The sequence below is a fragment of the Micromonospora sp. WMMD987 genome, from assembly GCF_029581435.1.
Taxonomy (GTDB): Bacteria; Actinomycetota; Actinomycetes; order Mycobacteriales; family Micromonosporaceae; genus Micromonospora; species Micromonospora rifamycinica.
The window spans coordinates 227,769-252,390 of sequence record NZ_CP120861.1; the positions used below are offsets into that span (position 1 = coordinate 227,769).

Below are 24,622 nucleotides of genomic sequence, written 5' to 3' on the forward strand. Positions count from 1 at the left end.
GTCAGGTAGAAAAGCGGTCCGCCATCTCTTGCACGCGGTGGAGAGGTGCGGCCGGTTTCACGTGAAACGCCTGGGGTGGCTGGTCTCGCTGGGGAACCGACTCCGAGAGGATGGCCAACAACGCACGCTGTCCACCCCATCGAGTGGTTGACCCGGGGAGGCGGCAAGCACAGTTCGTTGGACCTGTCGCGCGCGGCGCCAAGGCGGCGGGCGGCGGGCGGCGGGCGGCGGGCGGCGGGCGGCGGGCGGCGGGCGGCGGGCGGATATTGCCACCTGTCGAGCCGGTGGTGTCGTGCCCCCGTCGGCGCTTCCCTTCGCTCGCGATCGACCGGCATCCCATCCGTCCCGCCGGTTGACTTCCCGCGAGTGCCTGCTGGACCTCCACCGGCCGCAGCCACACCTTCCTTCCCCGTATGTCGCCGGTCCGGCAACGAAGAACCCTGGCGTTACGGGGGTGCGGTGCTCGGCGAGACGCGACGATCGATGGACAGTCCGAGCGCATCGAGGATCGGGGTCTGCCGTATCACTGTCCCCCGTCCTGATCGGCATTCGACCCTGGTATTCCGCCGACAGGTCATCGGACCTGTGCCCCGCCGCCCCCGTGGTCGTGTGCAGTCCCGGTCCTGAATCAGCTCCAGGGCCGGCTCGGGGCGTCATGTTTCACGTGGAACGAAGACGTCGCCCTCCTGTCGGGAACACCGGGCCGCTTCGGGTGGGCCACTCCCGCATCCGTGGCATCGTCGAGCCGGTGGGGGGGCGGATCTTCCCGTTCAGAAGGCCGGTGAAGGCCAGGGCGGTGCTCCCAGAGCCGGAGCGGTCCGGGCGGCATGGTCTGGTTCCCCCTCAACGGCGGTACCTCCCCGTAGGAGGTCGAGAGGGACCGGGATTCGAGGCGTGCCCGTCGTCCACCCGTGGATCGGTCCCGATCCGACCGTCGTCACAGCCGACCGGCGCGAGCCTTCCGATCCACCCCTACCGGATGCCGGCAGTCCCCAGCGGCCTCAGATCAACGCAGCGGGCTCTTGTCGCCTTACGCCACCTCTCCACCAGGGGGCGATGAGTCAGGTGATCCAGGCGGATCTGAGCGGTCCGGGCGCTCACTGACAGCCTGGGTACTTCATCACCTCGCTGCGGGACGATGGGGTCGTCGCGTTCCAGCGCCGGGAAACCGGAGCGGACGGATCTGACCACGGGGCGTCCCTGCTCCGTCAGTCGGCCCGGCCGGTGCGAACACACCCTGGCGGTCCGCCTGGATGCGGGCCGGGGCCGCTTCGACATCCCCGACACGACGAAAGGGCCGCGCACCCGAGGCGGGTACGCGGCCAAGGACGACAGGACGGGGTCAGTCCTCGGACTCCGGCTGGCCCTCCTCGCCGACCCCGATGATGCCGACGATCCGCTCCAGATCGTCCACCGTGGCGAACTCGATGGTGATCTTTCCTTTGCTCCGGCCGATGTCCACCTTCACCCGGGTGTCGAACCGGTCGGAAAGCCGGTCCGCCAGGTCGGTCAACGCCGGCGCGTGCGGCTTCGCACGACGCTTGGCCGCCGGTGTCTTGGCCGGGCCGTCGTTGAGCGCCAGGGCCACGATCTCCTCGGTGGCCCGCACCGAGAGCCCTTCGGCGACGATGCGGAGTGCCAGCTGCTCCTGTGCCTCCGCCTCGTCGAGGCTGAGCAGCGCGCGGGCGTGCCCGGCGGACAGCACACCGGCCGCCACCCGGCGCTGGACCTGCGGGGGGAGGTTCAGCAGGCGGATCGTGTTGGAGATCTGCGGGCGGCTCCGGCCGATTCGGCGGGCCAGCTCCTCGTGGGTGGCGCCGAACTCCTCCAACAGCTGCTGGTAGGCAGCGGCCTCTTCCAGCGGGTTGAGGTTGGCGCGGTGGATGTTCTCCAGGAGGGCGTCCCGGAGCATCGCGTCGTCCTTGGTTTCCCGCACGATCGCGGGGATGCTCTCCCGGCCCACCGCCTGGGCGGCCCGCCAGCGCCGCTCACCCATGACGAGTTCGTACTTCTCGCCGTCGAGCTGCCGGACCACGATCGGCTGGAGGAAGCCGACCTCCTGGATGGAGGTCTTCAGCTCTTCCAGTGCCTCCTCGTCGAAGACGTACCGGGGCTGCTTGGGGTTCGGCACGATCGCGTCGACGGAGATCTCGGCGAATCGTGCGCCGGGCACCGGGCTGAGTTCAGGCTCGTCGGGCGGCGGTGGCGCGGCAGCCACCGGCGTCGGCACCACGATGCCCGGGTCGACCGGCTCGGCGGACGTCTCGATCACCGGGCGCACCGGGTCGACCTCCGTGGGCATGGTCGCCGTCGTGCTCTCCTGCACCGGCCCGGTCGGGATCAGCGCACCGAGCCCTCTACCCAGACCGCCCCGGGGACGGTTCTTCATACGACGCCTCCCAGCGACTCGTCCGCACTACGCATTCCGGCTCACCGGCTCCTTGGCACCACGCTCGGCGATCTCCTGGGCGGCCTCGAAGTAACTCGTGGCCCCCCGCGATCCGGGATCGTAGGTCATCACGGACTGGCCATAGCTGGGGGCCTCCGACACGCGGACGTTGCGGGGAATGACAGCCTGGAGCACCTTGTCGCCGAAGTGGTTCCGGACGTCCTGTTCCACCGCGTCGGCCAGCCGGGTGCGACGGTCGTACATCGTGAGCAGGATCGTGGACACCTCCAGCTTCGGGTTCAGGTGCTGGCGTACCAGATTGATGTTGTTGATCAGTTGGTTGAGCCCCTCCAACGCGTAGTACTCGCACTGGATCGGGATCAGCACCTCCTGGGCGGCCACCAGGGCGTTCACCGTCAACAGCCCGAGCGACGGCGGGCAGTCGATGAAGACGTAGTCGAAGTGCCCCGGATACGCCTCGATGGCCCGGTTCAGCCGGGACTCCCGGGCGACCACAGAAACCAGTTCGATCTCGGCACCGGCCAGATCGATGGTCGCCGGTACGCACCAGAGGTTGGGGATACCCTCGACCTCCTGCGCCACCTCTGCCAGCGGCACACTGTCGATCAGGCAGTCGTAGACGTCCGGAACCCCGGTGTGGTGCGGAACGTTCAGCCCGGTGGAAGCGTTGCCCTGCGGATCGAGGTCGACCACCAGCACCCGGTTGCCGTGCAGGGCCAGCGCCACCGCCAGGTTCACCGTGGTCGTGGTCTTACCCACGCCGCCCTTCTGATTGGCAACGCACATCACCCGGGTCCGCTCAGGACGGGGCATGGTCACCTCGCCACTCGGATTTAGGATCTGCACGGCGCGCATCGCCTCCATAGCCAACGGTGGATCATCCTCTTCGCGCGTCGGGGTTTCACGTGAAACGTACGCGGCATCCGGTGCGGGGACACCAACGACCCCCACTCCGGTTACCCCGGCGTCCACGACGGGGGCTGCGTCGGGCACCGACCCGGGGTGGGGCTGGGTGGGCACCGTCGGCGGGTTGCCGGTCACCGGTGCCTCGAACCGCGAGGGTGCCCCCGCGTTCCGGCGCACCGAGGCGGTCGCCCGCCCGTCCGGGGCATTGGGCGGCCGACCATCGGGGGCGGGCTGTATCACGGGCGGTGGCACGTACGAGTCGGGGGCGGGACGTGCCGCTCCCACCGCCGGCGGCTCGCGCCGCTCTCCGGGATCGCGGTCCGGCGGACGGATCGTCGGTTGTCCGCCGGTCGTCCACATCCGAGGGCCGGTTTCACGTGAAACAGGGTCCGGATCAGGGTCGGTCCGCTCGGGGCGGTTCACCCGTGGATCGTCGTATCTGCCGTCGTCATGCACCTGTCATCCCTACCCGCTCCGGATAGTCGGTCCACACCCCGTCTCGATGGCCGTACCCCCCGCACCGCGGAACGTACGGCCCGGCGGGGGCGATCGGGACCGGTGCGCCCGACGTCCGCCCGCCCCACACTATCGACGCGCGGCCAGCCTACGGGGGACGGGCACGGCGGGTCCATCGTGGTTCTCGACGGCATCGCGACCGATCGGATGGGCGCTGGTCAACCCGGGTGTTCCGGATGCGATCCGTTCCGGTGCTATCCCGCACGCGCGGGCGCTACCTTCAGGCGCTGTCCGGTGAACAGCTCGATACCGGTGCTCTCCCGCACGCGCGGGCGCCGCCCACGCGAAGGCGGACAGCGGCGGCGACCCGGGCTTCAGCCGGTTCATCCCGCACTCACGATGTGGCACCCGTCCAGTGGCGGGAGCGATCCGACGCCGGGCCTGCCCGAAGCTTGTCCGGCGGCGGGAGCGACCCGCGACCCGGCCTGTGCCCAGCACCCGCGGAGCACTACCCCGCTCGGCGGCGCTCGCGACCGATCCTCAGCCCGGGCTCCCACCCGAGCACTACCGGGTGTCGCCGGTCCGGCGGGGGCGATCCGTCGGACCCGGCGACACCACCGCCTCTGGCCGGACCCTCCTCTGACCCATTACCCGACGATCCATCGGCCGTGCGGGCTCGCGGACCGATCCGTGGAAGCAAGCGGACGGTCCGGAAGGGGGAAGATTCAGCGGGCGCGCTGCTGACCGCTCCGCGACCGTTTCGCCGTCTTCTTCACCGACGGTGGCCGGATCACCCGCTCCCGCACGATCTCTACCACCGTGGTCGGCGGGTCGAGCAGGCCCGCCCCGCAGAGGCGTACCGTCGGCTCGCTCCCGCCCAGCTTCGCCACCGCCCCGGTGTGCTCGGCGACCTCCTCGGCCGCGGAAGCGCCCTTGAGTGCGAGCAACCGGCCACCGCGGGATGCCAGCGGCAGGCTCCAGGCGGCGAGCCGGTCCAGCGGTGCCACCGCACGGGCGGTCACCACGTCGGCCGTGAACGGACCGACACCGCCCGCTCCGGAGGCCGCCTCGTCGGCCCGGCCCCGGAACACCCGGACCGTTCTGGCCAACCCGAGCCGCTCCACCGTCTCGACCAGGAACGAGGTACGCCGGGCCAACGGCTCGACCAGGACGACGGTCAGGTCCGGACGAGCGATCGCCAGTACCAGGCCGGGAAGCCCGGCTCCGGAGCCGACGTCGATCACACTGGCGTCCTGCGGTATCAGCTCGGCGACGGCCGCGCAGTTGAGCAGGTGCCGGTCCCAGATCCGGGGTGCCTCCCGGGGGCCGATCAGGCCGCGTATCACCCCGTCGGTGGCGAGCAGTTCGGCGTACCCGGCGGCCAGGTCGAGTCGCTCGCCGAAGAGTTCCCGCGCGGCGGTGGCCAACCCGGCCGGGAGCGTCGCGTCCTGCGCGGTCGGGGCGGGGCGCTCGGGCGGCGGCCCGGATGGCACGCCATCCGGGCCGGGAGCGGTGTCGGTCGTGACGTCCTCGGAGGTCACCAGTTCAGTCCGCCGGCCGGACGACGATGCGCCGGGTCGGCTCGACACCCTCGGACTCGCTCTCCACCCCGCTCATCGCGTTGACCACGTCGTGCACACACTTGCGCTCGAAGGCCGACATCGGCTCCAGCCGTACCGCCTCGCCGTGCTCCTTGACCTTCTCCACCGCGTTCTTGGCGACCGCGGCGAGTTCCTTGCGCCGGGTGGCGCGGTAGCCGCCCACGTCGAGCAGGAGCCGGCTCGGCGAGCCGGTCTGCCGGAACACGGCCAGCCGGGCCAGTTCCTGAAGCGCCTCCAGGGTGGCGCCCCGCTGGCCGACCAGGTTCTGCAACCGGCCGCCGACCACCTCGACCACCGGACGACCACCGGAGACCAGCTCGTCGATGTCGCCGTCGTAGTCGAGGATGTCGAGCAGCCCCTCGATGTAGTCGGCGGCGATCTCGCTCTGCGCGAACAGCTCGCCCTCGCCGGCGGACTTCTTCTCCTTGCCGCTTCCCTCGGTCTCACCCTCACCGGTCGCGGCGGTCGGGACGGTCTCCTCGTCGAGCGAGGCGTCCGCGCTGGGGATGCTGGTGTCGGTCACGGTGTCATCTCCGTACTAGCTCGGCCGGACCGTCGGGTCCGCTGGTTTCCCGGGCGACCGGCGGAAGGGGCCGGTTCGGTCACGGGCACGTCTGGTACGGGCGGGCTCGCCCGTCTCCGCGCTGGGCGCGGTGGGTTCCGGACCGGCGCCGGCCGGAACGGCGGCTGCGCGGTGCCGGAGGGCCGCCGTCGGTCCTGCGACGGCGGCCCGGTGGGTCAGCCCTGGCGCTTGGCCGGCCCCTTCTTCGGGTTGGCGGGCTTGGCACCCGGCTTCGGGCCGGCGACCTTGGGCGCGGCCGGCTTGGCCGGCACCTGCGCGGTGGGCTTGCTCCGGTTGAAGAGGCCGCCGGACTTGGCCGGCTGCACCGGCCCCCGGCCGGGGGTGGTCGCCGGCTTGTTGCCGGTGACCCCCTTGTTGGTCACCAGCGGCGGGAACTTGCGGAGCACCCACTGCTGCTGGCCGAGGGTGAACAGGTTGTTGGTCACCCAGTAGATGATCACGCCGATCGGGAAGATCGCGCCGGAGATCAGCAGGGAGAGCGGGATGCCGTAGAGCATCAACCGCTGCACCATCCGCTGCTGCGGGTCCTCCGCCCAGCCGGTCTTGAGGATCATCTGGCGGCTGGTCAGGTAGGTGGTACCCATCATGACCAGGACCAGGATGCCGGCGATGACCTTCACGGTGGTGCCGTTGGCACCGAGCCGGGCCAGCTCGTCGGCGGTGGAGCCGAACTTGCCGGCGATCGGGGCGGTGAAGATGGTGGCGCTGGAGGCGCTGTCGAACTGCTCGGCCGTCCAGCCGTAGAGGGTCTTGGCGTCCTTGGCCGGGTCGAGCCGGCGCAGCACGTGGAAGAGCCCCAGGAAGACCGGGATCTGGAGGAACATCGGAAGGCAGCCCATCAGCGGGTTGGCCTTTTCCTTCCGGTAGAGCTCCATCATCTCCTTCTGGAGCGTCTCCCGGTCACCCTTGTGCTTCTCCTGGAGCTCCTTGACCTTCGGCTGGAGCGCCTGCATCGCCCGCTGCGACTTGATCTGCTTGACGAAGACCGGGAACAGGATCACCCGAACGGTGACCACCAGGAAGACGATGGCGAGAATCCACGACCAGTTCGTGCCGAGGACCGCGGCGACCGGCACCCCGATGGCGTCCCACGCCGAGTGCCAGGTCAGCAGGATCCACGAGATCGCGTAGTAGATCCAGTCGAGACTCAATTCTCAGACTCCAGTCACGTCGGCGCGTCGGCGGCCGCCCGGCTCCGGTACCGGGTCGTGTCCACCAGGGTGGAAAGGGTGGCAGCGCGACAGCCGCCGGACGGTCAGGCCTGCTCCCCGGAGCGCGCCGTGGCGGGTCACCGCCTCCAGGGCGTAGGCACTGCACGACGGATAGAACCGACAGCGGGCGGGCAGCGCCGGGCTTATCCAACGACGGTACGCGATGATAGGGCCACTGAGCACCCGGGCACCCATGCTCCGGTGCGGCGCGACGGGTGCCCCGCTCACCGTGACCGCCGTCCCCGGGGCGACCGGGCGGCGGCGATCGCCGCGTCCAGGTCGCCACCCAGCCGGGCGTACGGCGTGCCGGCGGCGGCGGGCAGGGCGCGTACCACCAGGGTGCTGCCGGCCGGTAGCGCGGCCAGCCGGTCGCGCACCAGGTGCCGCAACCGGCGGCGGACCTTGTTGCGGACGACGGCGGGGCCGACGGCCTTGGACACGACAAAGCCGGCGCGGCTCGATCCGGAGATCATCTCCGGGTCGGTGCTCCGCGCCGGCTCCGACGAGGCTGCCCCGAGGGGTGTGCTCACGAGGGGTGTGGAGATCGCCGGCACCGTCAGGTGGACGACCACGGCACCACGACCGACACGTCGACCACCCCGGACCGCTGCGGCGAAGTCGTTGCTACGCCGCAGGCGTTGTGCGGCCGTCAGCACGACTGTCCACGTCCCCGGACCGGACCTGTCGGCTCAGGCCGACAGGCGGGCGCGGCCCTTGGCGCGGCGGGTCGACAGGATGGCGCGGCCGGCCCGGGTGCGCATGCGCAGCCGGAAGCCGTGGGTCTTCGCGCGCCGGCGGTTGTTCGGCTGGTAGGTGCGCTTGCTCACGTCAGGCTCTCCGTTTTCGTACGTCCCCGGCACGGGTTCGCCCGGGGTCGTGTGGTGGACCAGACCACCTCGGCGGTGGCCTCCGATCGGCACTGCCCGGTGGCGCGGAACCTCGGCGATGCGGGGTGGCGACCACGGACAGCAAGCACCCATCACCCTAGCAGAGGGCGACAGAGCAGCTGTTCCAGGCTACGCAGGGGGGCAATGACCGTCAAACTGCCCGGGGCCGGCGCGGCGGCCGCCCGGAGCCCCACCGGTCAGGCGTTCTGTCCCGGTGCCGGTGGGTGCGTCGGGGTGGTGGCGGTTGATGGCGGCCCGCCGTCGCTGTTACCGTGCGCGTTTGCGGTCAGCTTCCGGTGCGGGTTGTGGGCCGGCAGGCAAGACCGGACCCGGCAGTGGATCGTTCGGCACGGTGAACCCGCTTCAACGCCCTCCTCCGGCAGGGGGCAGGTCCGACCCGCGTCCGGCGGGCGGCCACAATCGGTCGGTACACAGGCTGTGGATAACTTGTGGATGCCGGTCGGTCAGCCGTCCGGTGGATGAGGGGCACCACCCGCTCGAACGCGGTGGCAGGCCCGGCACGACCGCTGGACCACAGCGGCGGCCGGGAGCAGAGGCGAGGGGGTGGCACGACGGTGGCCGGAACGATCGACCTTGCCGCGGTGTGGACCGCGGCGACGGACGAACTCGCCGACGAGATCATCTCCGCCCAGCAGCGCGCCTACCTCCGGCTGACCCGGTTGCGGGCGATCGTCGAGGACACCGCGTTGCTCTCCGTGCCGGACGCCTTCACCCGGGACGTGATCGAGACGCGGCTACGGCCGGCCATCACCGAGGCGCTCACCCGCCGGCTGGGTCGGCCGATACAGGTCGCGGTCACCGTGCGGATCCCCGAGGACGCCGCCGGGCGGCCCGCCGGCACCGTCTACCGCAGCGGGCCGGAGGTCGCCCCGACGGAGGTCGTCCCGGCCCTGGACGACTACCCGGGGTTCCGGCCGCCGGACTACGGCGAGCCGGATCCGCCCTACCAGCGGGAGGCGGACCCGTCGGAGCAGCCCGGGGAGCGGCCCGCCCCGGCCGACCCGCCGGAGCACGACGGGCACCGCCCGGCCCGGGTGCCGACCAGTCGGGACGGCGGCCAGGACACCCTCTTCGGTGCCGGTTTCGCCGAGCCGATGCGGGTGTCCCACCCCGGCCGGCCGCCCGAGCAGCGCGGCTTCACCGACTCCGGCCGCCCCGGACCGGACCCCGACCTGCGCGGCTACGAGCCCGCGTACCGGGACCAGGGCCGACCGCCGCGTGAGCAGCAGGGTCCGCGCGGGCTGCCCCGCGACGGCGCCACCGACAGCGGTCCCGGCCGCGCGGTCGACCACCGCCCGGGTGGCGGCGACCGACGCCCCGGCGGTACGGAGAGCAGCGGCAACCGGCTCAACCCGAAGTACATGTTCGAGACGTTCGTCATCGGCTCGTCCAACCGGTTCGCCCACGCCGCCAGCGTCGCGGTGGCCGAGTCACCGGCGAAGGCGTACAACCCGCTGTTCATCTACGGCAGCTCCGGGCTGGGCAAGACCCACCTGCTGCACGCCATCGGGCACTACGCCCAGACGCTCGGCAACGCCCGCTCGGTCCGGTACGTCTCGACCGAGGAGTTCACCAACGACTTCATCAACTCGCTGCGGGACGACAAGACCAGCGCGTTCCAGCGCCGCTACCGCGACGTCGACATCCTGCTGATCGACGACATCCAGTTCCTGGAGAACCGCGAGCGGACCCAGGAGGAGTTCTTCCACACCTTCAACACGCTGCACAACGCCAACAAGCAGATCGTGATCACCTCCGACCGCTCGCCGAAGCAGCTGGCGACGCTGGAGGACCGGCTGCGGACCCGGTTCGAGTGGGGGCTGCTGGCCGACATCCAGCCGCCCGACCTGGAGACCCGGATCGCGATCCTGCAGAAGAAGGCCGCCCAGGAGCGGCTCTACGCCCCGCCGGACGTGCTGGAGTTCATCGCCTCCCGGGTGTCGAACTCGATCCGGGAACTGGAGGGGGCGCTGATCCGGGTCACCGCGTTCGCCAGCCTCACCCGGTCCAACGTCGAACTGTCGCTGGCCGAGGAGGTGCTGCGGGACTTCATCCCGGACGGTGCCGGCCCGGAGATCACCGCCGACCAGATCATGGTCTCCACCTCCGAGTACTTCGGGGTGAGCCTGGAGGACCTGCGCGGACACTCGCGCTCCCGGGTGCTGGTGAACGCCCGTCAGGTGGCGATGTACCTGTGCCGGGAGCTGACCGACCTGTCGCTGCCCCGGATCGGGCAGGCGTTCGGCGGTCGGGACCACACCACCGTGATGCACGCCGACCGGAAGATCCGCCAGCAAATGGCGGAGCGCCGCTCGCTCTACAACCAGATCGCCGAGCTGACCAACCGGATCAAGCAGAACACCTGAGACGTACGCCACTTCTGCTCCGCCCCCCACGCCCGGCCGACCATCTCGGCCGGGCGTTTCCGTGTCGGTCCGACGGTGGCGACCGGCCGTCGGGAGGGTCGACGACCGGCACCGCGCGGGTCGCCGGGGGCGAAACGGTGGAATTTCCACGCCATCTTTGTCCACAGGACGATGCGGTTGTCCACACCCCCTGTGTCACAGCCGGTGGATAACCACGCTGTGTCCGGCGCCGGTTACCCACAGACTGTGGATAAACCCTGGGGACGGTGCTGTGGACGGCTGGGGACAACCCGCGCCCCGTCCACAGCCGACGGTCCGGCTGTGGGGAACCTGTTGAAGGTTCTGGGGACAACCCCGCTCCGGGTCGTCGTCGTCGTCCACAACCCTGGGGGTAAACCCGGTGGATAACCGGTGGATAACCGGTGGACGGCGGTGGACAACGGTGGGGACGCGGGGTGCCTGTGGACCACCGACCGGGTTTACCCCCGGGTTCTCCACAGCCAACCCACCGGTGGATAACCTGTCTGAGCTGCGAGGACGCGAGTTACCCACAGTTTGCACAGGTGCGATGAAGACGATGAGTTATCTCTTCTAAAGAATCAAAAACCAATCATCACCGTTGGACTTCCTGTGGACAGGGCCGCTGCGCCGTCGTCGACGGTCGCTCCGGCCGCAGCAACGGGGTCGGGCGCACAGCCGATGCCCACGCGCCCTAAGGTGCGAGGGGTACCCGCACGGTCGGGCGGGACGGTGGGCAGCGGTCGGCATGAGAGAGTTGGCGCTGACGTCGACGCGGAGGCATTGATGAAGTTCCGAGTGGAGCGCGACGCGCTCGCCGAAGCGGTGGCGTGGACCGCGAAGAGCCTGCCCAGCCGGCCGTCCGTACCGGTGCTCGCCGGGGTGATGCTCCGGGTCACCGACGGCAACCTCCAGGTCTCCGGCTTCGACTACGAGGTCTCCAGCCAGGTGACCGTCGAGGTGCAGGGGGACGCCGACGGCGCCGCCCTGGTCTCCGGCCGGCTGCTTGCCGAGATCACCAAGGCGCTGCCGGCCAAGCCGGTGGACATCGCCGCGGTCGGTGCCCACCTGGAGCTGGTCTGCGGCAGTGCCCGGTTCACCCTGCCGACCATGCCGGTCGAGGACTACCCCGCCCTGCCGGAGATGCCGGAGAGCGCCGGGACCGTGGAGGCCGCGGCCTTCGCCGCCGCCGTCGCCCAGGTGGCCATCGCGGCCGGCCGGGACGAGACGCTGCCGATGATGACCGGTGTCCGGCTGGAACTCTCCGGTGGCACCCTGGCGATGCTCGCCACCGACCGCTACCGGCTCGCCCTGCGGGAGATGGACTGGACCCCGGACGACCCGGAGATCAGCATCAACGCCCTGGTCCCCGCCCGCACCCTGAACGACACCGCGAAGGCGCTCGGCCCGCTCGGTGGTCAGGTGACCATGGCGCTGTCCCAGGGCGGTGCCGGCGAAGGGATGATCGGCTTCTCCGGTGGCACCCGCCGGACCACCAGCCGGCTGCTCGACGGCGCGAACTACCCGCCGGTCCGCTCACTCTTCCCGGCCACCAGCAACGCCGAGGCACGGGTTCCGGTCAGCACCCTGATCGAGGTGGTCAAGCGGGTCGCCCTGGTCGCCGAGCGGACCACCCCGGTGCTGCTCAGCTTCAGCTCCGACGGCCTGGTCGTCGAGGCCGGCGGCACCGAGGAGGCGCGGGCCAGCGAGGCGATGGAGGCCACCTTCACCGGCGAGCCGCTGACCATCGGCTTCAACCCGCAGTACCTGATCGACGGCCTGGCCAACCTGGGTGCCCAGTACGCCCTGCTGCGCTTCGTGGACGCCTTCAAGCCGGCGGTGATTTCCCCGGCCGCCGAGGATGGCGAGGCGATCTCCGGGTACCGGTACCTCATCATGCCGATTCGCGTCTCCCGCTGACCGCGCACCGGCACCACCCAGACGCACGGAGGTAGGGGCAGATGCAGCTCGGCCTGGTAGGACTCGGCCGGATGGGCGGCAACATGCGCGAGCGGTTGCGCGCCGCCGGGCAGGAGGTGGTCGGCTACGACCGTAACGCCGACCGCAGTGACGTCACGAGCCTCGCCGAGCTGGCCGACAGGTTGGCCTCACCCCGGGCGGTCTGGGTGATGGTGCCCGCCGTCGCCACCGACGAGACCATCGACGCCCTGGCCGAGGTGCTCGGCGAGGGCGACATCGTCATCGACGGCGGCAACTCCCGGTTCAGCGACGATGCCCCCCGGGCCGAACGGCTCGCCGCGCGGGGCATCGGCTACGTCGACGTCGGGGTCTCCGGCGGCGTGTGGGGCAACGTCAACGGCTACGCGCTGATGGTCGGCGGCGCACAGGAGCACGTCGACCACCTGATGCCGATCTTCGAGGCGTTGAAGCCGGCCGGGGACCACGGCTTCGTGCACGCCGGCCCGGTCGGCGCCGGCCACTACGCCAAGATGGTGCACAACGGCATCGAGTACGGCCTGATGCACGCCTACGCCGAGGGCTTCGAGCTGCTGTCAGCCGCCGAGATGGTGACCAACGTGCCGGGCATCATCAAGTCCTGGCGGGAGGGGACCGTCGTCCAGTCCTGGCTGCTCGATCTGCTGGACCGGGCACTGGACGAGGACCCGGCGCTGGCCTCGCTGACCGGGTACACCGACGACACCGGCGAGGGACGCTGGACGGTCGACGAGGCGATCCGGCTGGCCGTGCCGCTGAACGTCATCACCGCCGCCCTGTACGCCCGGTTCTCCTCCCGGCAGGACGACTCCCCCGCGATGAAGGCGGTCGCCGCGCTGCGCCAGCAGTTCGGCGGGCACGCCGTGCACAAGCGCTGAACGGCAGCCGCAGGCTGTGTACGTCCGCCGGCTCGAACTGGTCGACTTCCGCTCGTACGAGCAGGTCGGCGTCGATCTGGAGCCGGGGCCGAACGTCCTGACCGGCGCGAACGGCGTCGGCAAGACCAACCTGGCCGAGGCGCTGGGCTACGTGGCGACCCTGGACTCGCACCGGGTCGCCACCGACGCCCCGCTGGTCCGGCTGGGCGCCAGCTCGGCGGTGATCCGCTGCGCGGTGGTGCACGAGGGCCGGGAACTCCTGGTCGAGCTGGAGATCGTCCCCGGTAAGGCCAACCGGGCGCGGCTGGGGCGTTCCCCGGCCCGTCGCGCCCGGGACGTGATCGGCGCGCTGCGGCTGGTGCTCTTCGCCCCGGAGGACCTGGAGCTCGTCCGGGGCGACCCGGCCGAACGTCGCCGCTACCTCGACGACCTGCTGGTGCTCCGGCAGCCCCGGTACGCCGGGGTACGCGCCGACTACGAACGGGTGGTCAAGCAGCGCAACGCCCTGCTACGGACGGCGTACCTGGCCCGTAAGACGGGCGGGTCACGGGGCGGGGACCTGTCCACCCTGGCGGTCTGGGACGCCCATCTCGCGCAGCACGGGGCCGAGCTGCTCGCCGGCCGGCTGGAACTGGTCGCCGCGCTCACCCCGCACGTGGCGAAGGCGTACGACGCGGTGGCGGCCGGGGCGGGGACGGCGGGGATCACGTACCGGCCGTCGGTGGAGCTGGCCGGGGCGACCGTCGACCGGGCGGCGCTGGCCGGGGCGTTGACCGCGGCGCTGGCCGAGTCCCGGTCGGCCGAGATCGAGCGGGGCACCACGCTGGTCGGGCCGCACCGCGACGACCTCGTCCTCACCCTCGGCCCGCTGCCCGCCAAGGGGTACGCCAGTCACGGCGAGTCCTGGTCGTACGCGCTGGCCCTGCGGCTGGCCGGGTACGACCTGCTGCGCGCCGACGGGATCGAACCGGTGCTGGTGCTCGACGACGTCTTCGCCGAGTTGGACGCGGGCCGCCGGGAACGGCTGGCCGGGCTGGTCGGCGGGGCCGGTCAGCTGCTGGTGACCTGTGCGGTGGACGACGACGTCCCGGTGGCCCTGCGGGGTGCCCGGTACGCGGTGGGCGGCGGGACGGTGCGCCGTGTCGACTGAGCCGGAGCAGCCGGGCGGGACACCGGGCCGGTCGACCGGCCAGGCCCGGGGCGGGGCGCGCGGTGCGCGTACCCCCGGCGGCGGCGGGGGCGCGGACGCCGCGCGGGGCGGTCCGACCGGTGGCGGCGCGGACGCCGCGCCCGGTCCCGTGGTGTCGCCCGGTGCGGCCGGGCCGGGCGGGGCCGGCGACGGTCCGGCGGCGAGCGGGCCGGAACTGGCGCGGGCGGTCCTGGACGCGGCGCGGGCCCGCCGGGAGTCGGCGGCCCGTAACCGTCGGCCGGGGGTGACCGGCGCGGCCGACGGGGGCGGTCGGCGGCTGCGGGGCTACTCCGGCCCGGGGCCGGATCCGCGCGACCCGCAGCCGCTGGGGGCGGTGCTGGAGCGGCTGATGAAGGCCCGCGGCTGGCAGCAGCCGGCGGCCGAGGCGACCGTCTTCGGGGCCTGGGAGAGGGTGGTCGGGCCGGAGATCGCCCAGCACAGCCGCCCGGTCAAGCTGGAGGACGGCGAGCTGACCGTGGAGGCCCGGTCGACCGCGTGGGCCACCCAGTTGCGGCTGCTCGCCGCGTCGTTGCTGAAGCGGATCGCCGGCGAGGTGGGTCACAACGTGGTCCGCAAGCTGCACATCCACGGGCCGGCGGCACCGTCCTGGTCGCGCGGGCCGCGCCGGGTCCGGGGCCGGGGGCCGCGCGACACCTACGGCTGAGGCTCACCGCTCGGCGCGGCGGGCCTCCCGTTCGGCACGCTTGCGTTCCCGCTGCTCGCGGCTCCACTGCTTGCGCCGTTCCAGGTCGGCCTTCCAGGCGTCACGGGCCTGCCGGGAGCCGCCCTGCACCGCGCCGGCCACCTCCGGCGGGCCGGCCAGGTTCTTGAAGGCCCAGGCCAGGAGCCGGCCGCCCTCGCCGGGGGCCTTCGTCGCCGGCTTGTCCTCGCTCATCGGCACCGACCTCTCGTCAAGCATTGGTGTACAAACCATTGGTACACCAATTATTGGTACGCTCGCAACGGCGACGAGGAGGTGCACGGGTGGACGGCGAACCCGACGGGGATCCGCTGGCGTTGGAGGAACAGGTCTGCTTCGCGCTCTCGGTGGCCGCGCGCGGCGTCGTCGCGGTCTACCGGCCGCTGCTGGAACCGATGGGCCTGACCCACCCGCAGTACCTGGTCATGCTGGCGCTCTGGCAGCACGCGCCACTGTCGGTCCGTGAGCTGAGCCGGCTGCTCCAACTCGACCCCGGCACCCTGTCGCCACTGCTCAAGCGCCTGGAGGCGACCGGCTACCTGCGCCGCGAGCGGGATCCGGCCGACGAACGCAGCCTCGCCGTCTCGCTCACCACGAGCGGACGGGCGCTGCGGGCCCGCGCCGAGCAGATCCCCCCGGCGGTCGTCGCCCGCCTCGGCCTGCCGCTGTCCGAGCTCCGCGACCTGCACCGGGCGCTGACCCGGGTGATCGCCGCGGCCAACGGCGCGGTGCCGGCCGGGCCCCCACCCGCCGGGCCGGCGACGCCGGGCAGCTAGCCCTCGCGCACCGCGCGACCAGGAGCGTCAGCGAGGTGCGGTCAGGGCTGCACACCCGGTCGCCGGCCGGGCTCGGCGTCGGCGTAGACGGCGAAGCCCCGGTCGGCGCAGCGCCGGTAGAAGGCGGCCAGCACACCCAGCTCGGCGCAGGTGAAGTCCCACTGCGGCGGGTCGCCGCGCTCGTCGCGCAGCCGGTCGAGCCGGCTGCCCAGCCAGCGCAGCTGCTGCTCGGCGAGCCGGCCGTCACCGAGCAACGCGCGGAGCACCTCGCTGACCGACTCGAAGGTCACCGTCTCGCCGTGCGGCCGGTGCTGGACGACGAACTTCTCCACCCCGCCGGCGATCCAGGCGCAGCCGTCCGGGTCGATGACCGGGTCCTCGTCCTCGGCGGCGGCGTCGGTGGCGTAGAGCACGTTCTCCAGCCCGAGGATCAGGTCGACCAGCTCGGTGTACGCCGTGGCCCGGACCGTGCCGGTCTTGGCGATGTGCTCGGCGAGCGCGGCGGTCGGCGCGGAGATCCGGGGGATGTCCACGATCTCGCCGAAGTCGACGAACTCGGCCGGCGCGACCGGGTCGTAGAAGCGGCCGGTCCGCGGCCAGTGCACCGCGACATTGTCCAGCCCCATCTGGTGTCACCTCTCGAGAGCACGTGTCGGATCGATCGGGTCCATCGTCCCGGTTGCGGGTGGAAAAGATCAAGACGGGCAGCTTTGCCGCGCGCCGCAAAGCTACGGTACGGCCACCCCCGGGCGCGACCCCCGGGGTGGCCCGGCGGACCGGTCGATCCGGAGCGACGGGCACGGAAGGCGGACCCGGGCGTGTAGGGGGAGTAGCGGACAGCGAGATTCGGCCCGCTACGGGGGTCTCAGCCGCCTTCAAGGGGTGCCGAGTGGCGGTTATGTCGTGTGCGCACAGTAAGATTGAGAGCGAGACGACGACCTGACACGGAGCACCGGACAGGGGCACTCACCGGCCCTTGATCAACGTCCCGGGTCGGGTCTGGCCGATCGCGATCCGCGGGCAACCGCGGCGACCGTGTGCACGATCCGCGACCGCCCTCCGGGCGTCGTCCGTGCGCGCCGACGTCGCGTCCTGTCCGCCGAACCCGCGCTCCCGTGCCCCGGCGCGGATGGTGCGAGAAAGTGGCCGAGGGTGGCAGCGCAGGACAAGCAGGAGTACGGCGCAGAGTCGATCACCGTCCTCGAAGGGCTGGAGGCGGTCCGTAAGCGGCCCGGCATGTACATCGGGTCCACCGGCGAGCGTGGCCTGCACCACCTGGTGTGGGAGGTCGTGGACAACGCGGTGGACGAGGCGCTCGCCGGCCACTGCGACACCATCGACGTGGTGCTGCTCGCCGACGGTGGGGTCCGGGTCACCGACAACGGCCGTGGCTTCCCGGTCGACCTGCACCCGAAGCTCAAGAAGCCGGGCGTCGAGGTCGCGCTGACCGTGCTGCACGCGGGTGGCAAGTTCGACGGCAAGGCGTACGCGGTCTCCGGCGGTCTGCACGGCGTCGGCGTCTCCGTGGTGAACGCCCTGTCCACCCGGATGGCCGTCGAGATCCACAAGTCCGGCTTCGTCTGGCGGCAGCAGTACCACAACTCCAAGCCCGACCCGCTGGACAAGGGCGAGACCACCGACCGCACCGGCTCGGCGGTCTCCTTCTGGCCGGACCCGGACGTCTTCGAGACGGTCGACTTCGACTTCCAGACCATCTACCGCCGTCTCCAGGAGATGGCCTTCCTCAACCGGGCGCTCTCCATCCACCTGCTCGACGAGCGGGTCGCCGAGGGCGAGGAGGGCAAGCCCCGCGAGGTCACCTTCTACTACGAGGGCGGCATCGCCGACTTCGTCCGGCACCTCAACGCCTCGAAGAACGCCATGCACAAGACGGTGGTCGAGTTCGCCGCCGAGGAAGAGGGCATGTCGGTCGAGATCGCCATGCAGTGGAACGAGTCGTACGGCGAGTCGGTCTACACCTTCGCCAACACCATCAACACGCACGAGGGCGGCACCCACGAGGAGGGGTTCCGGGCCGCGCTGACCAGCGTGGTCAACCGCTACGGCAGCGAGCGCAAGCTGCTCAAGGGCGACGAGAAGCTCTCCGGCGAGGACATCCGCGAGGGCCTGGCCGCGATCATCTCGGTCAAGCTGGCCAACCCGCAGTTCGAGGGCCAGACCAAGACCAAGCTGGGCAACACCCCGGTCAAGAGCTTCGTGCAGCGGGTCTGCAACGACCGGCTGGTCGACTGGTTCGACCGCAACCCGGCCGAGGCCAAGACGATCATCCAGAAGGCGTCCCAGGCGGCCCGCGCCCGGATCGCCGCCCAGCAGGCGCGCAAGCTGGCCCGGCGCAAGTCGCTGCTGGAGTCCGGCTCGATGCCGGGCAAGCTGGCCGACTGCCAGTCCACCGACCCGCGCGAGTCCGAGGTCTTCATCGTCGAGGGCGACTCGGCCGGCGGTTCGGCCAAGCAGGGCCGCGACCCGCGTACCCAGGCGATCCTGCCGATCCGCGGCAAGATCCTCAACGTGGAGAAGGCCCGGATCGACCGGGTGCTCAAGAACAACGAGGTCCAGGCGCTGATCACCGCGCTGGGCACCGGGATCCACGACGACTTCGACATGGAGAAGCTGCGGTACCACAAGGTGGTGCTGATGGCCGACGCCGACGTCGACGGCCAGCACATCCAGACCCTCCTGCTCACCCTGCTGTTCCGCTTCATGCGCCCGCTGGTCGAACTGGGCCACGTCTACCTGGCCGCCCCGCCGCTCTACAAGATCAAGTGGAACAAGAAGGGCGACGACGCCCAGTACGCGTACTCCGACCGGGAACGCGACGGGCTGATCGCGCTGCGCCAGCAGAAGAAGCCCAACGCCAAGCCGGACGACATCCAGCGGTTCAAGGGTCTCGGCGAGATGAACTATCCCGAGCTGTGGGAGACCACGATGAACCCGGCCACCCGGACGCTGCGTCAGGTCACCCTCGACGACGCCGCCACCGCCGACGAGCTGTTCAGCGTGCTGATGGGCGAGGACGTCGAGGCCCGCCGCTCGTTCATCCAGCGCAACGCCAAGGACGTGCGGTTCCTCGACATCTGACCGGACGGTCGGCCGGTGGGACACCGGCCGACCGTCGTCCACCGGGTTATCCACAGCCTGGCCGGTTTCCACAGCGTTATCCACAGCACGAAAACGACTCTGAGTCTGATAAGGGTTAACAGTGACCGATACTCCCGAGTCCACCCCGAACGAGCCGGAGACCACCGAGACACCACTCGCGGCGGTCGTCCAGCACGACCGGATCGAGCCGGTCGGGCTCGAGGTCGAGATGCAGCGCTCGTACCTCGACTACGCGATGAGCGTGATCGTCGGGCGGGCACTGCCGGACGTCCGGGACGGGCTCAAGCCGGTCCACCGCAAGATCCTCTACGCCATGTACGACTCGGGTTACCGGCCGGACCGGGGCTACGTGAAGTGCTCCCGGGTCGTCGGCGACGTGATGGGGCAGTTCCACCCGCACGGCGACTCGGCCATCTACGACGCGCTGGTCCGGATGGCCCAGCCCTGGGCACTGCGCTACCCCCTGGTCGACGGCAACGGCAACTTCGGTTCGCCGGGTAACGACCCGGCTGCGGCCATGAGATATTGTCTGACAGCAGATGTCCGTGTTCGTACTGCCGGCGGCAGCGTCCGGATCGGCGACGTGGTGCCGGGCGCCGCGCCGAGCAGCGAGACCGATGTCGACCTCAAGGTCCGCGACCGCAACGGCGACCTGGTCCGTGCGTCGAAGTTCTTCCACTCCGGCGAGCACCCGACGCTGCGGCTGCGCACCCGCGAGGGGTACGAGCTGACCGGCACCCACAACCACCCGGTGCTCTGCCTGGTGGACGTGGCCGGGGTGCCGACCCTGCTCTGGAAGCTGCTCGCCGAGATCTCCCCTGGCGACCGGGTGGTGCTCCAGCGGACGGTGCCGGACGAGATCGGCTACCCGATGCTGGAGCACGTCGAGGCGGCCGTGCTGGCCGGCGCGTTCGTGTCGGAGGGCTGGGTCTCGGCGGGCCGCGCGGGCTTCAACAACGTGGACCGGGACTACTTCCTGCGCGTCGTCGCCGCCTACGACCTGGCCGTCGGTGGCCCCCGGTACGTCAGCGAGCGGGTGATCGCCTCGGGCAGCACCCTGCACGAGCTGGACGTGCAGGACCTGTCGGCGCTGCGCGCCAGCGTCCTCGGCGAGCTGACCGGTGCGCGTAGCGCCGCGAAGTTCGTGCCCGAGTTCGTCTGGCAGGGGCCGGCTGCGATCAAGCGGGCGTTCCTCCAGGCGCTCTTCGAGGGCGACGGGTCGTCCTCGCTGCTGCCCCGCAACACCATCCAGGTCTCGTACTCGACCCGCAGCGAGCGGCTCGCCCGCGAGGTGCAGCAGCTCCTGCTGGAGTTCGGCGTCGTCAGTCGCCAGTGCCGGTACGACGACGGCGAGATCAAGGTCGTGGTGACCAACCGCCGCGACGCCCGGATCTTCGCCGCCCATGTCGGCTTCCTCGGCCGCAAGCAGGCCAAGCTGGAGTCCGAGCTGGCTCAGGTGCCGGCGAGCAGCACGGCGCTGTCCAGCGACCACGTGCCGCTGGTAGGTGACTTCATCCGGGCGCACGGCGCGACCCGGTGGACCGAGCGCGACTGGCTGCGCCGGCACAACGTCGACCGGGTCGAGCGGTGGGAGCGGGACCGCGACGAGATCGCCGCCCGGATCACCGAGGCCGAGGTGCTCGACGTGGTCGAGCCGCTGGTCGACGGGCGGTTCTACTACGCCGAGGTCGCTGAGGTCGCCGATGCGGGCGTGCAGCCGGTCTACAGCGTCCGGGTGGACACCGAGGACCACTCCTTCGTCTCCGACGGCTTCGTCAGCCACAACACCGAATGCAAGCTGGACCCGCTGGCGATGGAGATGCTGCGGGACATCGACGAGGACACCGTCGACCTCCAGGACAACTACGACGGCCGGGCCAAGGAGCCCACCATCCTGCCGTCGCGCATCCCCAACCTGCTGGTCAACGGCTCCGAGGGCATCGCGGTCGGGATGGCCACCAAGATCCCGCCGCACAACCTGCGCGAGATCGGCGCGGCGGTGCAGTGGTGCCTGGAGAACCCGGACGCCGACGAGGCGACCACCCTCGAAGCGCTGCTGGAGATCGTCAAGGGTCCGGACTTCCCCACCCACGGGCTGATCGTCGGTCAGTCCGCCATCCAGGACGCGTACCGGACCGGTCGCGGGTCGATCCGGATGCGCGCCGTGGTGGAGGTCGAGGAGGACAAGCGGGGCCGGCCGGCACTGGTCGTCAGCGAGCTGCCCTACCAGGTCAACCCGGACAACCTGGCCGAGCGGATCGCCGAGCTGATCAAGGAAGGCAAGCTCGGCGGCATCGCCGACATCCGGGACGAGTCGTCCGGGCGTACCGGCATGCGGATCGTGCTGGTGCTCAAGCGCGACGCGGTCGCCAAGGTGGTGCTGAACAACCTCTACAAGCACACCCAGCTCCAGGAGACCTTCGGCGCCAACATGCTGGCCCTGGTCGACGGGGTGCCGCGCACGCTCAACCTGGCCCAGTTCATCCGGTACTACGTCGAGCACCAGATCGAGGTGATCCGCCGGCGGACCGCGTTCCGGCTGCGCAAGGCCGAGGAGCGGGCGCACATCCTGCGCGGTCTGGCCAAGGCGCTGGACGCGCTGGACGAGGTGATCGCCCTGATCCGGCGTTCGCCCACCGTCGACGACGCCCGGCAGGGCCTGATCCGGCTGCTGGAGATCGACGAGATCCAGGCGACCGCGATCCTGGACATGCAGCTGCGCCGGCTGGCCGCCCTGGAGCGGCAGCGGATCCTGGACGACCTGGCCAAGCTCGAGATCGAGATCGCCGATCTCAAGGACATCCTCGCCAAGCCGGAGCGGCAGCGGAAGATCGTCTCCGAGGAACTGAGCGAGATCGTCGCGAAGTGGGGCGACGAGCGGCGCACGAAGATCGTCCCGTTCGACGGCGAGGTCTCGATGGAGGACCTCATCGCCCGCGAGGACGTGGTGGTGACCATCACCCGTACCGGGTACGCCAAGCGCACCAAGGTCGACCTCTACCGCTCGCAGCGACGCGGCGGCAAGGGCGTGAGCGGCGCGACGCTGCGGCAGGACGACATCGTCAGCCACTTCTTCGTATGCTCCACCCACGACTGGATCCTGTTCTTCACCAACAAGGGCCGCGTGTACCGGGCCAAGGCGTACGAGTTGCCGGAGGCCAGTAGGGTGGCCAAGGGCCAGCACGTGGCCAACCTGCTCGCCTTCCAGCCGGACGAGCAGATCGCGCAGATCATCGAAATCCCGAACTACCAGGTGGCCCCCTACCTGGTACTGGCCACGAGAAACGGCCTGGTGAAGAAGACCCGACTCGAGGAGTTCGACTCCAACCGGTCCGGCGGCGTCATCGCGATCAACCTGCGCGATGAGGACGAGCTGGTCGGTGCCGTCCTCGCGGCACCGGAGCAGGACCTGCTGCTCGTCTCGAAGAAGGCGCAGGCGATCCGGTTCAACGCCTCCGACGAGGCGCTGCGCCCGATGGGCCGGGCCACCTCGGGCGTGATCGGCATGCGCTTCACCGACGACGACGTCCTGCTGGCCATGGAGGTCGTCCGGGAGGGCCTGGACGTCCTGGTGGCCACCAACGGGGGGTACGCGAAACGCACCCCCATCGAGGAATACCCGGTGCAGGGTCGGGGAGGTAAGGGCGTGTTGACTGCGAAGATCACCGAGCGCCGCGGTGGTCTGGTCGGCGCGGTCGTGATCGACCCGGACGACGAGCTGTTCGCGATCACCAGCAACGGCGGCGTCATCCGGACTCCGGTGAAGCCTGTACGCCGTACGCGTGACCGGAACACAATGGGGGTCAAGCTGATGGACCTCCCGGACGGCGTGACTATCGTGGCGATTGCTCGCAATGCCGACGAGCCTGACGAACAGGACTAGTTGAATGACGGAGACACAGGCGAAGTCGGGGAACAAGGGGACCTCGGCCAAACCGGTCGACGAGGAGGCCGCCAAGAGCGGTACCACCCCCGCCGGCCGCGCCGCCGTGGGTCGGGCGACCGTCCCCGCCGACGCGCCTGCCCCGAAGTTCACCCGGGCACCCGGCATGGCACCGCCGCCGGACAAGCCCGGTGAGGATTCGGGGACGACCGAGAAGCCCTCGACAGCGGGCACCGACGCGCCCTCCTCCGCCACCCAGCCGTTGGCTGCCGCGGCCAGGTCGAGCAACACCACACAGCCGATCTCACTCGGGGTCGCCGCCTCTCCGTCCACCACCGGCACCCAGCCGAAGGTCGGCGGCGGGTCGCGGCCGTCCCCCGAGGGCGGGCGTCCCGCCGGGGGCACCGCCGGCCGGCCGGCCAACGGCGGTGGCCTGCCCCCCGGCATCGGCGGCCAGGCTGCCGTCGGCGCCGCCCGGGTGGGCGACGCGGTGCGCGCCGCGCGCACCTCGGTCAGCTCGGCGGCCTCCCGGGGTCCGCGCCGGGCGCGGCTGAACCTCAAGCGGATCGACCCGTGGTCCGTGATGAAGTTCGCCTTCGCCGTCTCCGTGGTCCTGTTCATCGTGGTGGTCGTGGCGACCTCGGTGCTCTATCTCGCGCTGGACGCGATGGGGGTCTTCCAGAGCGTCAACGACAGCCTGACCGACCTGGTCAGCGCCAGCGGCGGGCAGGGCACCAGCGGTGGCTTCCAGATCACCGCCAAGGGCGTCATCCTGACCTCCGCCCTGATCGGGCTGGTCAACGTGGTGCTGTTCACCGCACTGGCCACGCTCGGCGCGTTCGTCTACAACGTCTGCGCCGACCTGGTCGGCGGGATCGAGCTGACGCTCGCCGAGCGCGACTGATCCGACCGCGCCCGACGGGCGCGACCGATCGGCCGGACGCCGGGGCACCGCGGCAGCGGTCGCCCCGGCGTCGTGCTCTGTCACCCGCCACCCCGATTTGGGAGCGGACGACGCGATGGGTTAATCTTGCTCGTCGCCACGCGGGGCTATAGCTCAGTCGGTTAGAGCGCAGAGCTGATAACTCTGAGGTCGCTGGTTCGATTCCAGCTAGCCCCACCGCAACACCGTTCCGCCGAGCAGTCGAGTCGAGCGCGAGGGGTCGCCCCATGTTCAAGAAGCTTCTGATCCTGGTCGGGATCGTCGGCGTCGCTGCGGTGGTGGCCCGGAAGGTCAAGGCGTCCAACGACGAGCGTGCCCTCTGGCACGAGGCGACCACCGCGCCCGATCTGCGCTGATCGGGCCGGCACCTGGCGGCGTCGTCGTCCGCCTTCGGGGCCCTAGCTCAACTGGCAGAGCACTGCCTTTGCAAGGCAGGGGTTAGGGGTTCGAGTCCCCTGGGCTCCACCCTTGAGACAACAGGTCAGCGGCCTGGTCGAGCATCATCGGCCGGGCCGCTTTTCGGTTTCCCGTCCCGGTCGGCGCTGCGGCCCGGGTCGGGCGGACGGAGCCGGCGGCATGCTTCGCCGGCAGGGGTCGCCGAGGTTCGGTGACGTCCGCGACACGCGTCCTGCCGTGGGGCTCGCGCCCGGGTGACCCCGTGCGCGCTGGGGTGTGGAGACCGCGCCACCTGCCCGGCTGGGGTTGCGGGTGGTGGAGT

Annotated in this window: 20 protein-coding genes and 2 tRNA genes; 12 read left to right on the plus strand and 10 right to left on the minus strand. The window is 71.0% G+C overall.

Features of this window, described 5'->3' with window-relative positions; genetic code table 11:
- Positions 1–1,342 precede the first annotated feature (1,342 nt).
- The 8 genes from O7612_RS00920 to rpmH all read right to left on the minus strand — a co-directional run bounded on the left by O7612_RS00920 (position 1,343) and on the right by rpmH (position 7,994).
- Entirely contained in the window at positions 1,343–2,389 is a 1,047-nt protein-coding gene (locus tag O7612_RS00920; RefSeq protein ID WP_282269577.1) for a ParB/RepB/Spo0J family partition protein, read from the minus strand.
- Between the two features lie 27 nt (positions 2,390–2,416).
- Positions 2,417–3,451 carry a ParA family protein gene (locus tag O7612_RS00925; protein ID WP_348774316.1) on the minus strand — a complete coding sequence of 345 codons (1,035 nt, stop codon included), beginning with the start codon at positions 3,449–3,451 and terminating at the stop codon, positions 2,417–2,419.
- Positions 3,452–4,497: 1,046 nt separating this feature from the next.
- Entirely contained in the window at positions 4,498–5,199 is a 702-nt protein-coding gene (rsmG, locus tag O7612_RS00930) for a 16S rRNA (guanine(527)-N(7))-methyltransferase RsmG (RefSeq protein WP_282274106.1), read from the minus strand.
- A gap of 118 nt (positions 5,200–5,317) precedes the next feature.
- Positions 5,318–5,896, minus strand: coding sequence for a R3H domain-containing nucleic acid-binding protein (locus O7612_RS00935; protein WP_282269583.1), 579 nt, complete (start codon positions 5,894–5,896; stop codon positions 5,318–5,320).
- A gap of 215 nt (positions 5,897–6,111) precedes the next feature.
- Positions 6,112–7,107 (minus strand): membrane protein insertase YidC, encoded by a 996-nt coding sequence (gene yidC / locus O7612_RS00940; protein WP_282269585.1) that lies wholly within the window; start codon positions 7,105–7,107, stop codon positions 6,112–6,114.
- 3 nt (positions 7,108–7,110) lie between these two features.
- Complete coding sequence (yidD, locus tag O7612_RS00945; RefSeq protein WP_231932846.1) at positions 7,111–7,362, minus strand: membrane protein insertion efficiency factor YidD; 252 nt, start codon at positions 7,360–7,362, stop codon at positions 7,111–7,113.
- A gap of 29 nt (positions 7,363–7,391) precedes the next feature.
- Positions 7,392–7,823 (minus strand): ribonuclease P protein component, encoded by a 432-nt coding sequence (rnpA, locus tag O7612_RS00950; RefSeq protein ID WP_282269587.1) that lies wholly within the window; start codon positions 7,821–7,823, stop codon positions 7,392–7,394.
- A 33-nt stretch (positions 7,824–7,856) separates the two neighbouring features.
- Positions 7,857–7,994 (minus strand): 50S ribosomal protein L34, encoded by a 138-nt coding sequence (gene rpmH / locus O7612_RS00955; RefSeq protein WP_007073824.1) that lies wholly within the window; start codon positions 7,992–7,994, stop codon positions 7,857–7,859.
- Between the two features lie 635 nt (positions 7,995–8,629).
- Here rpmH and dnaA point away from each other — a divergent pair.
- The 5 genes from dnaA (at position 8,630) to O7612_RS00980 (ending at position 15,146) form a co-directional block, all read left to right on the plus strand.
- A complete protein-coding gene (gene dnaA, locus O7612_RS00960; RefSeq protein WP_282269589.1) occupies positions 8,630–10,441 on the plus strand; it encodes a chromosomal replication initiator protein DnaA in 1,812 nt (603 codons plus the stop codon).
- Positions 10,442–11,245: 804 nt separating this feature from the next.
- Entirely contained in the window at positions 11,246–12,379 is a 1,134-nt protein-coding gene (dnaN, locus tag O7612_RS00965; RefSeq protein WP_282269591.1) for a DNA polymerase III subunit beta, read from the plus strand.
- A gap of 41 nt (positions 12,380–12,420) precedes the next feature.
- On the plus strand, positions 12,421–13,293 hold the full coding sequence (gene gnd, locus O7612_RS00970) for a phosphogluconate dehydrogenase (NAD(+)-dependent, decarboxylating) (RefSeq protein ID WP_282269593.1): 873 nt from the start codon (positions 12,421–12,423) through the stop codon (positions 13,291–13,293).
- Positions 13,294–13,309: 16 nt separating this feature from the next.
- Positions 13,310–14,443, plus strand: coding sequence for a DNA replication/repair protein RecF (gene recF / locus O7612_RS00975; RefSeq protein ID WP_282269595.1), 1,134 nt, complete (start codon positions 13,310–13,312; stop codon positions 14,441–14,443).
- A gap of 148 nt (positions 14,444–14,591) precedes the next feature.
- Entirely contained in the window at positions 14,592–15,146 is a 555-nt protein-coding gene (locus O7612_RS00980; protein ID WP_282274107.1) for a DciA family protein, read from the plus strand.
- Between the two features lie 3 nt (positions 15,147–15,149).
- Here the strand turns inward: O7612_RS00980 and O7612_RS00985 are convergent, their stop codons facing one another.
- Entirely contained in the window at positions 15,150–15,377 is a 228-nt protein-coding gene (locus O7612_RS00985; protein ID WP_282269597.1) for a hypothetical protein, read from the minus strand.
- An 89-nt stretch (positions 15,378–15,466) separates the two neighbouring features.
- Between O7612_RS00985 and O7612_RS00990 the strand changes: the two genes are divergently transcribed.
- Positions 15,467–15,958: a MarR family transcriptional regulator gene (locus tag O7612_RS00990; protein ID WP_282269599.1), complete on the plus strand. Its 492-nt coding sequence runs from the start codon at positions 15,467–15,469 to the stop codon at positions 15,956–15,958.
- 41 nt (positions 15,959–15,999) lie between these two features.
- Here the strand turns inward: O7612_RS00990 and O7612_RS00995 are convergent, their stop codons facing one another.
- Positions 16,000–16,584, minus strand: coding sequence for a hypothetical protein (locus tag O7612_RS00995; RefSeq protein ID WP_282269601.1), 585 nt, complete (start codon positions 16,582–16,584; stop codon positions 16,000–16,002).
- 526 nt (positions 16,585–17,110) lie between these two features.
- Between O7612_RS00995 and gyrB the strand changes: the two genes are divergently transcribed.
- The 6 genes from gyrB to O7612_RS01025 all read left to right on the plus strand — a co-directional run bounded on the left by gyrB (position 17,111) and on the right by O7612_RS01025 (position 24,369).
- Positions 17,111–19,057, plus strand: a complete 1,947-nt coding sequence (gene gyrB / locus O7612_RS01000; RefSeq protein ID WP_282269603.1) for a DNA topoisomerase (ATP-hydrolyzing) subunit B — start codon at positions 17,111–17,113, stop codon at positions 19,055–19,057.
- A 121-nt stretch (positions 19,058–19,178) separates the two neighbouring features.
- The gene (gyrA, locus tag O7612_RS01005) at positions 19,179–22,961 is read left to right on the plus strand and encodes an intein-containing DNA gyrase subunit A (protein ID WP_282269606.1); all 3,783 of its coding nucleotides are present in this window, start codon (positions 19,179–19,181) and stop codon (positions 22,959–22,961) included.
- A gap of 4 nt (positions 22,962–22,965) precedes the next feature.
- On the plus strand, positions 22,966–23,865 hold the full coding sequence (locus tag O7612_RS01010) for a DUF3566 domain-containing protein (RefSeq protein WP_282269608.1): 900 nt from the start codon (positions 22,966–22,968) through the stop codon (positions 23,863–23,865).
- A 142-nt stretch (positions 23,866–24,007) separates the two neighbouring features.
- Positions 24,008–24,081: transfer RNA gene (locus O7612_RS01015), tRNA-Ile, on the plus strand.
- A gap of 50 nt (positions 24,082–24,131) precedes the next feature.
- Positions 24,132–24,260 (plus strand): DLW-39 family protein, encoded by a 129-nt coding sequence (locus O7612_RS01020; protein ID WP_282269610.1) that lies wholly within the window; start codon positions 24,132–24,134, stop codon positions 24,258–24,260.
- A 36-nt stretch (positions 24,261–24,296) separates the two neighbouring features.
- A tRNA-Ala gene (locus tag O7612_RS01025) sits at positions 24,297–24,369 on the plus strand.
- Positions 24,370–24,622: the final 253 nt, after the last annotated feature.